The 13,405-nt window shown below is 64.6% G+C and carries 15 protein-coding genes and 1 pseudogene; 7 read left to right on the forward strand and 9 right to left on the reverse strand.

Going from position 1 to position 13,405, the window contains the following annotated elements; translation table 11 throughout:
- Positions 1 to 85 precede the first annotated feature (85 nt).
- Positions 86 to 283, forward strand: a pseudogene (locus IG04_RS49065) (HNH endonuclease); the annotation flags it as partial.
- Positions 284 to 353: 70 nt separating this feature from the next.
- Here IG04_RS49065 and IG04_RS0141455 read toward each other — a convergent pair.
- The 3 genes from IG04_RS0141455 to IG04_RS0141460 form a co-directional block, all read right to left on the reverse strand.
- A complete protein-coding gene (locus IG04_RS0141455) occupies positions 354 to 1,556 on the reverse strand; it encodes a hypothetical protein (RefSeq protein WP_211257924.1) in 1,203 nt (400 codons plus the stop codon).
- A gap of 152 nt (positions 1,557 to 1,708) precedes the next feature.
- Entirely contained in the window at positions 1,709 to 2,188 is a 480-nt protein-coding gene (locus IG04_RS46110; RefSeq protein WP_211257925.1) for an ASCH domain-containing protein, read from the reverse strand.
- Positions 2,189 to 2,252: 64 nt separating this feature from the next.
- On the reverse strand, positions 2,253 to 4,340 hold the full coding sequence (locus IG04_RS0141460) for a GNAT family N-acetyltransferase (RefSeq protein ID WP_030482235.1): 2,088 nt from the start codon (positions 4,338 to 4,340) through the stop codon (positions 2,253 to 2,255).
- Positions 4,341 to 4,420: 80 nt separating this feature from the next.
- Here IG04_RS0141460 and IG04_RS46115 point away from each other — a divergent pair, with 80 nt between their 5' ends.
- Complete coding sequence (locus tag IG04_RS46115; protein ID WP_420844002.1) at positions 4,421 to 4,687, forward strand: YnfA family protein; 267 nt, start codon at positions 4,421 to 4,423, stop codon at positions 4,685 to 4,687.
- 197 nt (positions 4,688 to 4,884) lie between these two features.
- Here IG04_RS46115 and IG04_RS0141470 read toward each other — a convergent pair whose 3' ends face one another.
- Together IG04_RS0141470 and IG04_RS0141475 are read right to left on the reverse strand one after the other, a co-directional pair.
- Complete coding sequence (locus tag IG04_RS0141470) at positions 4,885 to 5,952, reverse strand: HigA family addiction module antitoxin (RefSeq protein ID WP_030482237.1); 1,068 nt, start codon at positions 5,950 to 5,952, stop codon at positions 4,885 to 4,887.
- Positions 5,949 to 6,263, reverse strand: a complete 315-nt coding sequence (locus IG04_RS0141475) for a type II toxin-antitoxin system RelE/ParE family toxin (RefSeq protein ID WP_051771994.1) — start codon at positions 6,261 to 6,263, stop codon at positions 5,949 to 5,951. The genes IG04_RS0141470 and IG04_RS0141475 overlap by 4 nt, the downstream gene beginning before the upstream one ends.
- Before the next feature lie 207 nt (positions 6,264 to 6,470).
- Here IG04_RS0141475 and IG04_RS0141480 point away from each other — a divergent pair, with 207 nt between their 5' ends.
- Genes IG04_RS0141480 through IG04_RS49070 form a run of 3 tightly spaced genes read left to right on the forward strand, consistent with a single transcriptional unit; the run spans position 6,471 to position 8,323 of the window.
- The gene (locus IG04_RS0141480) at positions 6,471 to 6,740 is read left to right on the forward strand and encodes a multiubiquitin domain-containing protein (protein ID WP_030482246.1); all 270 of its coding nucleotides are present in this window, start codon (positions 6,471 to 6,473) and stop codon (positions 6,738 to 6,740) included.
- Positions 6,715 to 7,917, forward strand: coding sequence for a ThiF family adenylyltransferase (locus IG04_RS0141485; protein WP_030482239.1), 1,203 nt, complete (start codon positions 6,715 to 6,717; stop codon positions 7,915 to 7,917). Before IG04_RS0141480 ends, IG04_RS0141485 begins: the two co-directional genes overlap by 26 nt.
- Complete coding sequence (locus IG04_RS49070) at positions 7,895 to 8,323, forward strand: ubiquitination-like system serine protease family protein (RefSeq protein ID WP_030482240.1); 429 nt, start codon at positions 7,895 to 7,897, stop codon at positions 8,321 to 8,323. Before IG04_RS0141485 ends, IG04_RS49070 begins: the two co-directional genes overlap by 23 nt.
- A 40-nt stretch (positions 8,324 to 8,363) precedes the next feature.
- Here IG04_RS49070 and IG04_RS46120 read toward each other — a convergent pair whose 3' ends face one another.
- The gene (locus IG04_RS46120; RefSeq protein ID WP_084402290.1) at positions 8,364 to 8,954 is read right to left on the reverse strand and encodes a CorA family divalent cation transporter; all 591 of its coding nucleotides are present in this window, start codon (positions 8,952 to 8,954) and stop codon (positions 8,364 to 8,366) included.
- Positions 8,876 to 9,214, reverse strand: coding sequence for a DUF4360 domain-containing protein (locus tag IG04_RS49075; RefSeq protein ID WP_420864965.1), 339 nt, complete (start codon positions 9,212 to 9,214; stop codon positions 8,876 to 8,878). The genes IG04_RS46120 and IG04_RS49075 overlap by 79 nt, the downstream gene beginning before the upstream one ends.
- On the opposite strand from IG04_RS49075, the gene IG04_RS48540 reads away from it, so the two are divergent.
- Positions 9,171 to 9,362 (forward strand): hypothetical protein, encoded by a 192-nt coding sequence (locus IG04_RS48540; RefSeq protein ID WP_030482242.1) that lies wholly within the window; start codon positions 9,171 to 9,173, stop codon positions 9,360 to 9,362. The genes IG04_RS49075 and IG04_RS48540 overlap by 44 nt on opposite strands.
- Positions 9,363 to 9,668: 306 nt before the next feature.
- Here IG04_RS48540 and IG04_RS44840 read toward each other — a convergent pair whose 3' ends face one another.
- On the reverse strand, positions 9,669 to 11,537 hold the full coding sequence (locus IG04_RS44840) for a choice-of-anchor B family protein (RefSeq protein WP_084402288.1): 1,869 nt from the start codon (positions 11,535 to 11,537) through the stop codon (positions 9,669 to 9,671).
- A gap of 319 nt (positions 11,538 to 11,856) precedes the next feature.
- On the opposite strand from IG04_RS44840, the gene IG04_RS0141510 reads away from it, so the two are divergent.
- On the forward strand, positions 11,857 to 12,900 hold the full coding sequence (locus tag IG04_RS0141510; RefSeq protein WP_030482244.1) for a hypothetical protein: 1,044 nt from the start codon (positions 11,857 to 11,859) through the stop codon (positions 12,898 to 12,900).
- Here IG04_RS0141510 and IG04_RS46130 read toward each other — a convergent pair.
- Positions 12,871 to 13,398 carry a M56 family metallopeptidase gene (locus IG04_RS46130; RefSeq protein ID WP_338043691.1) on the reverse strand — a complete coding sequence of 176 codons (528 nt, stop codon included), beginning with the start codon at positions 13,396 to 13,398 and terminating at the stop codon, positions 12,871 to 12,873. The two genes, IG04_RS0141510 and IG04_RS46130, sit on opposite strands and share 30 nt — an antisense overlap.
- Positions 13,399 to 13,405 lie beyond the last annotated feature (7 nt).

The following is a 13,405-nucleotide window of genomic DNA, read 5'->3' on the forward strand; positions in this document are numbered from 1 at the left end:
CAGCGACAAGAACAAGACCACCGGGTAGAACATCACCAGGACCCACCACCTGCGGAATTACTTGAGCGCAGGCCCCGGGAATAACTTGAGCGTTCACACAGCCGCGGCTCGTGCTCGCGAACTCGGCTTCGACATCGTCGTCGACCGCGTCGATCCCCGGGACATATACGAACGCGATGGCTGGACTTGTCAGCTGTGCGGTGCTCCGGTCGACCGCGATAAGGCATGGCCTCATCCACTCTCGGTCACCCTCGACCACATCCAGCCGATCGCGCGCGGCGGACATCACTCCGCCGCAAACCTCCAGACTGCGCACTGGGAATGCAACCTGATCAAGGGCGCGCACTGACGCTTCAGCGGGTGTGCCGCTGGGAGGGGTCGCCGATCGGCCAGTCTTCGGGGAGCCCGAGCGCGGTGTTGGCCGGGGCAGCAGGTGGTTGACGTTCGACCTGGCCGCTTGCGAGGTGCATTGTCCCCCAGGTCGGGAGTACCGGAGCATCGATCGATCTCGAGTTGGGGCTGCACCACAGGACGGGTGTGTTCTTCGCCCAGCTCCAGGGTCCTGGGTTGTTGACGACCAGGACGCCGCTCACTCGTGAGTGACTGTCGGTGTGAGGAGTTGTCCAGTATCCGTCGGGCAACCTGCGGAGGGCCGATGAGTCACCCGATCTGATGTACTCGATCGGACTTCCGTACAACGAGTTACCGATGTCGTCGTCCTCCGGGAAGTAGGTCGCTTGCCCGACCGCCACGATGAAAGGCATCGACAGCTCCCCGTACTTCTTGCCCTTCCGTCTGACCGCCTCGAGCACCAGATCGGATCTGAGCGGCTCTTTCATCGGTGGATACATCCCGATCGTCCTGCTGGAGGGGATGCCACGCCTGCCAGGGTCCCGCGGAAACGCCATGAACGAAATGGACCAGTCAGCTTCCTGCCAGGTGTAGCTCGGCAGCGGCCTGTGGCGTTGCATGAGGTCGGCGATGGCGTGATCGGGGTCAAGTTCGGCCAGCCACCGTGTCAGTCCGGATTTCAGCCGTTTTTGTTGCGGTGCCGTCGATCCAGCTCTGTTGATCGTGACCGACACGCGGAAGTTGGGGCTGGGCAACCTGTCGATGGTGTCGAGCAGGGCAGCTGTCAACGCGTCGTCCGCGCGCTCGGACGTCCAGATCGCCTCGACGACGAACTGCTCATCACCACGGGTCACCAGGAAGTCTGGGGTCTTGCCGCGGCTTCCGAGTGGTCGCTCGATCTCGACTGTGCAGCCGGCGCCGAGCAGCATCTCGTGCAGGTACAGCTCCCACAACGCGGAGGACACGTTGGCGTTGGAGTTCCTATCCAGGAGCCGCTTGCGGAAACCACGCTGTGCGTGCTCCGGGAGGTGGGACCACCACTCGGTGATCACATCCCGCGCCTGGTCCCAGAACGGTCCAGCCATCCGCTCGTAGAACTCCGCGTCTGGCTCGGTACCCCGCTGTGGTGACGAATCCGTCCGGATCCGGTCTGTGTAGACCGCCATGAGCAAGGATCGTAGATCGCCCTGCTGATACTTCTCCAAAGCATTTCCGCGTCTGTACTACCGAGACAGGCTCGTCAGGGGCGTGCTTGTGCTCAGGAGCAGTAGGGTGGGATGAACTCGGCCATGCTCGTTCACGCTGCCGACACTGGGATCGACTGAAGCTCACGTTCTGATGGATCGCGCAGCGACCCTCAGCGCCGTGAACTTCCGGCATCGACCAGGCTGCGGAGTTGAGCAGGGTCGTCATCGGACACAAAGCGGTAGCTCTGGGGTGGTTGGAACTTGGCCGTTCCACGCAATACCGAGAGCGGCCAGGGATCCGCCAGCCGATGTGGGAAGCCGACGTGCAGCGCTGTGGCCAGATCAGCACCGGCGAAGTACTCGTCGTACTCGTGACGGAGCAGCCCACTGTTCTTGCGGTGGCGCCGCCAAATTCTTGCGGGAGTGTCGGTGTCGCGTCCGACGAGCACTGCGGTACCGACGACGGCCATCACCGGTGAACTGGCGTAGAGGATCAGATGGGTGCCGTCTGGAGCGGACAATCTGGTGCGTCGCAGCTCGACGGTCTTCGTGCCATCAAGAATGGCTTCAGCGAAGCGTGGTCGAAGCGACAGCAGGAGTGGGCGCAGGTCAGATGCCCACGCGCTGGGTTCTATTGCTGTCGCCGTCACAGGGGGTGACCTTAGCGGTACATGGCGGCGGACCGGTGGTGCACATGGCCGATTGTGGATCACGTCATCGCTTCGTTGTGTTTCCTGCGGCGTAGATCGCGGCGAAGGTTGCTGGTGGAACGCGGACGGGACCTTGAATCCTCTTCGGGCCTTCCAGCGACTTGAGGATGTCGAGGTACTCAGACCACAGCACCGGGCGACGAAACAGCTCGGTGTAGGACACACGCAACGCTTGTGCGCTGCCACGTTCGCCCGCTGCGCCGCGGACGTCGGAGAGCGTGAAGACGCCGTAGTGGGCGAACTGCGCGTGCAGCTCTTCGGGTGCACCGAACTCGATGGCGTCGAGGAGCGAGGTACCGATGAACCGCGCGGGGCCGGTGTTCGAATCCTGTGTGAGGTACCACAGGACGCGTCCGGGCGCCTTCAGCACGCTGGGGTGGTTGCCGCGGTAGTACACGTGCTCGCGTCCAAGAGCCAGTCTGGTCGACCGTTCGGTGAGTATCGGCGGCTCACCGAGCAGCTCAGCACTCCATCGCGGCTGGATCGCCACTGCGAAGTGGGCAAGGTCGCTGTCGGTGATCTTGGCGGGCCACCACGTTCTCTCGTACTGCGCGGCCGATTCGGGTGCGAGGTGAGGTGGTAGCAGTGCTGCAGGCTCAAGGTCGACCAGTGCGTGTGCGGAGGAAACAGCGGCGCTGATCTGAGCTCCCGTCCCGGCAGCTTGGATCACCCAGGAGTGCCATACGCCGTCGATCCGCTGGTATCCCTCGTGGCTTGCCGCGCGCTCAATTGCCGGCGAGAGGTAGGGGTCCTCGATGCGCACCACGCTGACGTTCTCGTCGCGAGCCGTCACTCGCAACATCCAGAGCAAGTACCGCGCCATGGTGTCGGCGTCGGCGTTGTCCTGCACGCGGAGGAGAGGTGCCCGCAACACATGGCCATCGAGCACTGAGGCATAGCAGCCCACGGGTTTGTCGTTGCCTGCTCGGACGATCGAATGGGACCGCGGCGACCGAGCCAGTGCCTGCAACCGGGCCTTCAGCTCTTGCCGTGTTTCGCCAGCGGCCCTGTCGAGGAAGGCCATGAGCGCTGCCTCGGACTGAGCGTTCGCAAGCTCGGTGCTGAACGAACTCCCGGCAATCACCTGCGGTCGGTAGGCGACGGCGTGTGCGAGTTCGTCGAGCTGGATGACGAGATGGTCCGGATCGATCACTCGAAGACCAGTCAGCTCAGGAACCTGGTTGAGCTGAGCCAACAGAGGTGCGACTTTCGTGCGCAGGCGCTCATCCCAGGTGAGGAAGACACGGATCCGCGCTGCGGCGGTTTCGGCGAGCTGCCACAGGTCCCCGATGTCTTGCGGCGTGAGTTCCCTGTCGGGCTCTGCTGATCGAACGGTCGCGCGCAGGATCTCGTAGAGTTCTTCAGCGCGCTTGGGTGATCCGTGCGGCCGACGGTACCGAGCTGCTGCATCAACCAGTCGGCCCCGGAGTGCAGCCGGATGCCGGTCAAGATCCCGTTCGAGTCCATGCGGAACGACCTTCTCGATCCGGTCCGCCACGTCAGGAGCGAGAAGTACCTGTGATCGATCCGCCTGCGGGTGATCTTTCCGCGTGCGCAGATCCATCAGGATGTTCACGTCGATAGCCACTGCCAGTTCCGTTGGCTCCTCCAGCGGCGTGAACAGGTTGGCGTGCCCGTGATCGAGCCACCACACGGTCATCGCGGCCTGATCTTCACCACGTCCACGTGCACGGCCGAGGTGCTCGAAGCCCAGACCGCGCCACACGCGCTGGATGTCGGCGTAGTCATCCCGGCATTTAGCGCGTACGCCAAGGCGGGCTTGATGTCGTCGGCTCACCTCGTTGACGAGACGCTGGGCCATGCCGCGGTGACGGTAGTCTTTCGCGACGCACAGGTGGACCAGGGTTACCTCGTTGCGAGGGAGGCGGAAGACCGTGTATCCGATCATCTCGCCCTCGTCCAGCGCCGCGAGGAGCCAGCCTCTTTGCGCAGCGTCGAAGTATGCGGCCCGCGGCAACAGCCCGAGTGTCTTCCTAGCCGTATTGCCGAGTTCGACCGCGCGTTCGATCGTTTCGGTGTCCGTACCGGACACGACCTGAATGACCACTTTCGCGGACGTCGACGGCGACATCGTTGCAGTTTGACCCAGGACTGCGGGTTCGCGACTGTCGCTGGTGTTCTCTCACCTGAGAGGCCTACCTGTAGGCGCACATATGTTCAGGGTGTGATCGGTCGTGCCGAGACCGAGCGAGCAGAGGTGTCGGGGTTCCCGAAGCCGCTGCTCGGCGTCGCCGGCTTCCCCGCGACGTCCCGGCCAGATTTGAAGGTCGGCCGCAGCCTCGCCGCCTATGGCGGAGTTTCGTCGCTGGCTCGCTTGCGTGGAGCATGGTGTTGGGCGGGTCCCGGCCGCATCGGTGGGACTACATCGGTGCCGCCATCTGCGTGATCGGCGTTGCCGTGTACGTGCCTAGAGGCTGACGCAGGATTGACCCTCTGACCTCGCCCCTGCTCACGCAGTCAGAGCACCAGGCGGTCGCCTCGCTGCGTTCGTGCCGCGTCCAGTTCAGCTCAGTGCCTTGGTCGAGGAGGTACTCGGCGCACTGCCAGGTCAAACCCTGGAACTGATTAGCCTCGTGTGGAACGAACGCTGCTGCTGCACATCCGAACTCGGCGTTTCACCAGTTTTGCAGGTATCTGGTGACGGTGGGGGCATCCTTCGTGAGGGCGCTGCGCCAACTGAGCACTCCGCGGTTCTGTAGACGGCCGACGACGACGATTGGATGCACACCCCGCGCGTTGGCCACCTTGGTCAGCCAGGTCTGGCCGATCCGTTCTGGAGTGGGCGGGAGTGAGCCTGGCAGGGCCCAGTGCGCCGCGAGCTCGTTTGCTTCATCCTCGCGTGCCCTGCCGCGCGGGTTGTCCTCATCCAAGATCACCTCGCCCGCGATGTGGCCAAGCACTATGTGCGCTACTTCGTGCAGAAGCGTGAAGAGCACCTTGTCGAGCCGTTGGCCGCGGCCAGACAGCCCGATGACGGGCGTGCCGTCGAGGTCGAACGAAGCACCGTCGATCTTGCTGGAGGGAAAGGCCTCGACGTGCACCAGCCGGACTCCGGCTTCTGCGAACTGGGCTGGCAACTTCGCGAACGCTGCAGGATCGCGCACCTCGTTGCTCAGCCGGCTGGCCAGCGCTTGCAGTCGCTCCCGAGAGTATGGCGCTACGCGCAGTCGCGCGGCCTGACGCCGTACGCACGCGAGCCACGTCAGCTGAGTGGGCGTGACCCGTTCGTCGACGTTGCTTCGTCTCGCGACCATCGCCAGCTGGGGTTCATCGTCGACGTGGTCGATCTCGAGGAGTTCGCACAGTTGATCAGCTTGGTCTTGGATCGTGGTCCCTGTGATCACGCCGCGCTTGCGTAGTACTGCGACCGGAGCCAGCTGGTTCAGTCGGGCCCGGAGGCGGACTTCGTCCAGCTGTCTGCGGGTGCCCTCGTCCTGTGACTGTTTCCATAGGTGGTACTGGTCTTGATAGTTCAGCCAGTACTCGGGGCTTGGGCCCAATGCCGCGGAGATCTGGGCAGCTGACTCTCGGGTGATCTCCTTCTTGCCGGAGATGATCTCCGAGATGACCTGTGCGGGGCGGCCCAGGATGTCGGCGAACTCGGCCTGGGTCCAGCCGCGAGCTTCTATCTCCTCCAGCAGGTGTTCACCCACCGGGAAGGCTTCCGCAGGCCCGGTGTTCATGGCGTTACCTCCCGCGTGTCGGACTCGACGATGACCATCACCGTCACCTCGTCGGTCTTCACGGCGTCGAACTCGAGCAACAATCTCGCCCCGTTGGCCAAACGGATCGAGGAATGTGCTTGACCGCGGCCGTTCTCGGTCCTCAGGTCCAGGGACATCACCCGCTGCAGGTCTTTGCTGTCGTTGGCTGCGCGCAGCGACTGGAGTCGTCTTCGGTAGGCCCTGATGACGTCCGGTTCCCACGTATCTGGCTGGAAAGCGGCGTCGGCGGCGAGGCGGTGGAGCATCTCGTCGCCGTACCGCACGTGCACGCCGACCTCCGCTCATCACCCCTGGGCCGATGACGGCGCCACCGGTGGGTGTGAGCGTAGCGATCGAGCGGGATCCAGCTCGCGAGACGCCACACTCGCCTAAGTGTACTACTCGTATTATCGTCTTCACCCCTTGACTGAACACGTGTATGCGACATACGGTACCGCTGTTCGAGTCACGCAGCCCGACAAGCGCAAGGAGTGGTCATGACCGCAGACGCCGTTGCCGAGAAGGACACGAAGCACTACGAGGTCGTCGTGAACGGGCGCACCAAGATCGTCACGACCGACGAGCTGACCTTCGAGGAGGTCGTGGGGCTGGCGTACGACCCGGTTCCGAGCGGGCCGAACTGGGTCTTCACCGTCACCTACCGCCGCGGGCACGGGAACAAGCCGGAGGGCACCCTCGCGCCTGGCGAGAGCGTCAAGGTCAAGAAGGGGATGATCTTCAATGTCACAGCGACTGATAAGTCGTGACCCAGCGCTCAAGCGACTACGGGATGAGGGCTACGACGTCTCGATCATCAACGGGTACCTCGTGGTCGGGCAGGTGCCCTATGTGACACCTGAACGTGAGGTCGCCTACGGCGCACTAGCCTGCGCGATCGGTGCCACCGGCGATGACGTCCTCCCGCCGACCGACCACACGATGAGGTTCGTCGGCAAGCAACCCTGCATGAGCAACGGCGCCAGGTACGAGAAGATCATCAACCAGGAGGTCAACGAAGCCGTTGCCCCTGGGCTGGTCGCCACCTACTCGTTCTCTTGCAAGCCGCCGTCGGGGCAGTATGCCGACTACCACGAGAAGGTGACCACCTACATCGCCATTCTCGGCACCGAGGCCCACGTGCTCGACCCGACGGCAACCGCACAGGCATTCCTGCCGGTCACCAGCGACGGGACCGATGGCTCGGTGTTCCACTACATCGACACCGCGTCCAGCCGCGCCGGCATCAACGCCACCAACGACAAGCTCCGCGGCCAGCGCATCGCCATCGTCGGGCTCGGCGGCACCGGCTCCCACATCCTCGACCTGGTCGCCAAGACGTGGGTCGAACAGATCCACCTCTACGACGACGACCTGCTCCAGCAGCACAACGCCTTCCGTACGCCCGGCGCACTCTCCGAGCAGGACCTCAAGTCCGCCAGCACCAAGGTCGCTTTCCTGGCAGCCACCTATTCCCGGCTCCGAACCGGCGTCGTGCCGCACGAGTACCGAGTCGACGAGCACAACGTGCACGAGCTGGTCGGCATGGACTTCGTCTTCCTGGCGCTCACCGATGGCGCTGCGAAGAAGATCATCGTCGACGCCCTCGAGCAGTACGACGTTGCGTTCATCGACTGCGGCATGGGCTTGTACAAGGTCGGTGACGCACTGGCCGGTCAGGTCCGCGTCACCACCAGCACGCCCGACCAACGCGAGGACGCCCGCCAGCGGATCTCCTTCGTCGACGGCGAACAGGACGAATACTCGGAGAACATCCAGACCGCCGAGCTGAACTCCCTCAACGCGGATATGGCAGTGATCAAGTGGAAGAAGCTCAACGGCTTCTACCTGGACCTCGACCACGAACACAACACTGTCTATGTACTGGACGGCAACATGATGATCAACGAGGACAAGGACGGCGATGCGGACCACGATCAGTCATGAGTTCGTGGACACGATCCCTGACCACCTCGATGACGGAGTCGTCTACATCAGCATCCCTTACGCGACGGCTGTGCACCGCTGCTGCTGCGGCTGCGGACACGAGGTCGTTACCCCGCTGCACCCGCGTCAGTGGTCACTGACCTTCGACGGCGAGTCCATCTCCCTGACGCCCTCCATCGGCAACTGGAGCTTTCCGTGCCGATCCCACTACTGGGTCCGTACAGGGCGTGTCCATCGAGCGCACTCCTTTGCCGACGCCGAGATCGTTGATCTCCGGGTAGATCAACGAGCCGAGCTCCTCGAACACTTCGAGCGACCTGCAGGTTCAGTCCCGGAGGAGACTGCCTCGCTCGCCGAGAGTTGGTGGAAGCGCCTGGCTCAATGGCTTGGGCGTCGGTTTCGCTGACGCCTGCGGGACAGGTCAAGGTCCACAGTGGATGAATTGGTCAGCGCAGCCAGCCCTTGCGCTTGATGTACCACAAGGGGATGAGTGCGGCGATGAACGTGAGCACGGTGGTGATCAGGAAGCCGTGCTCCCACGCGAGCTCGGGCATCACGGTGAAGTTCATGCCGTAGAACGTGGCGATCAGCGTCGGAGGCAGGAACACCGCGGTGATGATGGTGAAGACCTTGACGATCTGGTTCTGCTTGACGTCCAGCGAGGGCATGATCGACTGCTGGAGATAGCCGACTTTCTCGTGCTCATAGCTCGCGTGTTCCTTCACGCCGTCGATGTCGGCGACGAGGATGTCGACCAGCGGGCCGACGTGCGTGTCGCCGGCGCCGATCTCGGCGCGCAGGTGGCGGGCGGCGCGGGCCAGGAGCAGCTGGGACTCCTGGGATCTGGAGACGATTTCCTCGGCCTCGTTCATCCGTTCGATGGTGTCCTGCATGTCGGTGACGCCGATCTCGCGGCCGCGTTGGTCGTATCCGTTGGTGGCCATGGCGATCTCGTCGCTCATCGCCTCGAGTGCGTCGCTGGCGTAGTCGATGACGCGTTCGGATGCTTCGTTGAGTGCGTACTGCGGTGCGCACATGACGCCGCGGGGTTTGGTTGAGTTTCGGGGTGCGGCGCATCCGGGCGATGGCCTTGTCGAACACCGCGAAGTGCTTGGCGGGCTGCAGGATGATGAGCTTGTCGTGGCCGAGGGCCCTGTGGGTAGCTCACCTGGACGGCGAGCTGGCAGTTCTTCCGAAAGTCAGTCGGGTCGGATTTGCCTCCAGCCTCGGCGAGGAAGTGGCTGTAGGCCACGGTGAACGCCGTCTTGTTGGCAGCCGCGGCGACCGCGGTCGCCACCTCGACGATGATCTTTCCGGGCGGCGGCGAACTGTCCGCTGCTATGGGCATTACCGTGGCCAGCACGAGCGCAGCGGCCGTCGTCGCGCTGAGCATCCTCTTGCCTTTCAGACGTCATCAGCGGCGGCGGGGCCAGAAAGTAGCGTGATGACGCGTCTCGCAAAGGTTCCCAGCTTCCTTGCGAAAACCTGACGATTACCGCATTCACCTCCGACGCGAACTCGCTGGCCCGCGCCGGCAGAGTTCCGTGCTCTCACGGACGAGGGTGGCGTGGCGCGCGGCGGGTGCAGGGTCGCGCAGCGCCAGCTTCGCGCCGATGAGGGTGCAGCGGACACCCATCCTGCCCGTGATCGTGTTCTCGACGGCCGAATACCGCCGGGTTGATGCGCCTCGTCGAAACGGCGTCTCTCCGCTCCAGTTGAGCGGGAACGGAGAGACGCCGTTGCGGTGGTTCCTACGAGGTCAAAGTCCAGCTGTTGATGTAGCCGGTGTCCGCGTTGGCCCGGTCCTGCACGCGCAACTTCCAGGTCCCGTTGCGGAGTTCGCTGGAGAGGTTGACGGTGTAGGTCCGGTTGATGTTGTCGGCCGAGCCGCCGCCGCGGTTGTGCAGGTTGTAGGCGGTGCCATCGGGGGCGACGAGGTCGACGATGAGGTCACCGATGTAGGTGTGCACGATGTTGACGGCGACCGACGAGGTGGCGGAGCCGTTGCCGGAGCACCCGGAGATCGTGACGGGGGACTCGGCCGTGCTGTTGTCCTGGATCGGAACGTCGTTGGGGTTGGTGGCCGCGGAGCAACCCGCGCCGTTGACGGTCAGCGTGTAGGTGGTCGTACGCGTGGCTGAGGGCGCGGTGCCGGTGACGGTGACCGAGTAGGTCCCCGGCGGGGTCGAGGCGCCGGTCGAGATGGTGAGTGTCGACGAGTTGCCCGCGGTCACCGAACTCGGGCTAAACGATGCCGTGGTTCCGGAGGGCAGGCCGCTCGCGGTGAGCGACACCGTTTCCGCGGATCCGCTGCGGACGCTCGTGTTCACCGTCGTGGTGACCGAACCGCCGGGGTTGGTCGAGCCCGAGGAGGGCGATGTGCCGATGGTGAAGTCGTTGGAGGGGGTGGAGAGATTGGGCTTCACCACGAAGAGACCGCCTTCGATGGTGAAGACGGCGACGTTGCCGCTCGGGTAGTACGGGTAGTTCGTCCACGTGCCGTTGAAGCCGGCGGTGTTGCTGGACGGGTAGATGTCGAAGTACGCGGCTTCGGACATCGTGGTCGGGGTGGCGACGTTGGCCAGGTCGACGATGCGCAGCCCGGCCTTGTAGTTGGACTGGTACGAATAGTTGCCCTTGATCCACTGGTTGTGGTCCGAGGCTGCCGTGGGGCCGGTGAAGGTGCCGACGAGCACAGGGTTGGTCAGGTCGGCGACGCTCCAGACGTAGGTGCGGGTGTTGCCGCCGTTGTTGGTTTCGTCGGTTTCGTCGTCGAGAAGGAAGTACCGGTGGTCCTCGGTGAACACGCCCTGGTGGACGTAGCCGCGGCCGGTGTAGGTCTTGCGGGACAGCTGTACGGGGCTCGACTTGCTGGTCACGTCGAAGAAGGTCAGCGTGTCCTCATTGGCCCCGGCGAGGATTTCCTTGCCCTGGTAGCGGGTGTCGGGTCCGCGGTAGATGACGGCTGTCGAGTCGTGTGAGTACCCGTCGCCGCTGATGCAGCCGGCGAACGCCGGCGAGAGCCGGTTGGTCAGGCTGTAGGCACGCGGTCCGCCGGAGCAGGTGGTGGAGCCGTTGACGTACAGGAAGCCGGTTTCCGCGTTGACGCTGACTGTGTGGGCTCGCGTGAACGAGGTGTCGCGGGCGTCCGCGCTGAAGGTCACCGGAGGTGAGGTGACCGAACGCAGGCGGGCGAGGTCGAAGATCTGCAGGCCGTGGCTGCCGTTGTTGTCGGAGACGATGTAGACCGTGTTGTTGTGGACGGTCAGCTCGCGCCAGCTGGACGAGCCGGTGGCCGTGGGCAGGTTGCCCAGGTAGACGGGGCTGGTGGGCGTGCTGATGTCGACGAACGACGTGCCGTTCGTCCTGGCGACGATCGCGTATTCCTTGCCGGTGGCCGAATCGGTCCAGCCCCAGCCTCCGCTGCCGGAGCCGCCGCCCATGGCGGACAGCGGCAGGTTCGACTGCAGGTCGATGTTGCGGCACGGGTAGTTGCCGGCCATGCCGTTGGTGCAGGGGACGGCCGCAGCGGCTTGGACGGGTGCGGCTGCGGCCGATGGGGTGAAGGGAACGGCCAGGGCGAAGGCCGCCAGCACCGTCAAGATCGATCTCTTCAACATGCTCGGTTCTCCCATGCAGGGTTGGGTTGAACGTCAGTACATGCGGTGGTGCGGCTGCAAAAATCCATGACGAGCCCTCGTGTGCGGTAGGGCCGATGTGAGGGTTCTGGCGCCAGGCGTGCACGCATGCGAGCGTCTTGTACTGCATTGGATGGAAGATGCAACGATTCAGTCTCGTACTAGCCGCTGTAGTTGATGGCGGCGCGGAATGCCGTGCTACTACTCCTCGTAGTGGATTCAACCGCCCTTGCTCTTGACCTGGATACCCGGTAGGGGTAACTCTGAATACCCCAGGCCCGTATCAACGGAAGGATGCGGCATGTCCGTCTTGAGCGATGAGCGACGCCGTGACCTGATCACCGGAGCGATCGGGACGTGGCTCGTGGTCGCGCTCGTGAGTGACGGCTGGGCGCACCTCAACGTGCCGGAGCTGGAGAGCTTCTTCACGCCGTGGCATGGCGCGCTCTACGCGGGGTTCGCGGCGATGGCCGGGTGGATCGCGCTGCTCGCGTGGAGGTCTCGCGGCGCGGGGAGCTCGGTGCTGGGTGGGTTGCCGCGCGGGTATCGCGGTGCGGCGGCCGGCGTACTCGTCTTCGGCGTGGGTGGAGTCGCTGACCTGGTGTGGCACGAGATCTTCGGAATCGAGGTGGCGGTCGACGCGCTGGTCAGCCCGAGTCACCTCGTGCTCGGCGTCGGCGGGCTGCTCATGCTGAGCGGTCCTCTTCGGGCAAGTGGAGTGCTGAGTGAGGACAGGCTGTGGCCGGCAACGGCCGTGCTGTCGCTGGTTCTGTCCACTTCCCTTGTGGCGTTCTTCCTGCAGTACACCTCGCCGTTCCCGATGCCGGCGGTCGTCGAGTCGTTCATCCCGACCCCTGAAGGCACGCCGGGACACATCGAGGCCGAGATGGTCGTCATCGCCGGCTTGAGCGGCTATCTGGTCACCACAGTGCTGTTCACCCTGCCGTTGTTGCTGATCTTGCGCAGCAGGGAGCGGTTCGCCGCACCGGTGACCGTGCTCATTGGACCGATCGCGTGGCTGCCGGTCGCCGTTGTCGGGTTCCCTTGGGTGCCAGTGGCCGGTGCTGTCGGGGCGACGGCGGGTGCGATCGTTGCTGACCTTCTGCTGGCACGTGTGCGCTTCGCGCTGCCGATCGTCGCCGGTGGCGTGCCGGTGTTGGTGTGGAGCGGTCAGCTGGCCGGACTCGCGATGGCGGATGCGCTGCGCTGGCCGGTGTCGCTGTGGGCGGGTGCGGTCGTGCTCGCCGGCTTCGCTGGTGCGGCGGTCGGCTTGCTGGCGTCGGTGGGCGTCAGCTCGGCGAACAGGTCAGCAGCATCAGCGCGAACATCGCTGCGGACGCGGTGACGACGGGTAGTGCCATGGCGGTGATGCTCGCGATCCCGCTGGAGAGCAGCCTGCGCGTGCGGTTCGGCATCCGGCGGCGCCACTGCAGACGGTCCAGCCGGACGTCCGGATCGAGCTCGCCGCGCGCTTGAACAGGGGCAGGATCGGCAGGGCGGCGGCTACGGCGTCCGCGGCGGCGACCAGCAGGTGATGGCGTCCGTTGAGGTGTGCTCGCTCGTGGTCGAGGACGGCATCGACCTCTTCAGGCGTCAGGTGGCGGCGGAGTCCTTCCGTGGCGACCACAAGACCCGGTTTGCCGGGGAGGCTGAACGCGAGAGGCCGGTCGTGGTCGAGCCAGACCGTCGGATGTGCTCCGGGTTCACGTCGTCCGGCGAGTCGCAGCACCGAGCGGTGTTCCTCGCGGGCATGGGCTCGTTGCCGAGCGCTGCGTGCACCGACGATCGCGAACCGAACGAGCAGAGCGGTCAGCAGAGCGCCGCCGGTGAGGCCGCTGATCACTTCGATC

The sequence above is a fragment of the Lentzea albidocapillata genome (assembly GCF_000719115.1).
Taxonomy (GTDB): domain Bacteria; phylum Actinomycetota; class Actinomycetes; order Mycobacteriales; family Pseudonocardiaceae; genus Lentzea; species Lentzea albidocapillata.